Genomic DNA, 406 nt, shown 5'->3' with positions numbered 1-406 from the left:
TCTGAAGTCGTTCAAATTCATGCTGAGATGCCTGAAATTCTTCTGTCAGCTTTTTAATCGCATTCAATTCTACAGCACCAATATAGGGTTCACGTGCTAAAGCTTTTAAAGCACGTGTCGACTGATTCATATTGTTCCCCACCCTACTGATCTCTCCGGATAATTTTGAAAGTGGTGGTAAGATACTCTGAATATCCTCTGACTTCATCAGTGGACGATGAATCTTCCCTCCTAATGCCCGCGCCTTTAAATATGATGTGATGTTCAAGTTGGCACTTGAAGCTGTACCAGCGATCACATCATATTCATCTGCGTTCACTCGGAAAGAAATAATCTTTGATTTTTTCTTTGCCTCGCTCACTTGTTCGTCCCTCCATTCTGTAAAAAATAGCTCATATTCATTCGT

Annotated in this window: 1 protein-coding gene; it reads right to left on the bottom strand. The window is 40.6% G+C overall.

The features are described from left to right. Positions 1-361, bottom strand: a 361-nt coding sequence (locus CD152_RS06290) for a plasmid mobilization protein (protein WP_103214532.1), incomplete at its 3' end; no start/stop codon positions are given. Between the last annotated feature and the right edge of the window lie 45 nt (positions 362-406).

The organism is Macrococcoides caseolyticum (assembly GCF_002902665.1).
Classification (GTDB): domain Bacteria; phylum Bacillota; class Bacilli; order Staphylococcales; family Staphylococcaceae; genus Macrococcoides; species Macrococcoides caseolyticum.
This window is presented reverse-complemented; position numbering and strand designations above follow the sequence as displayed.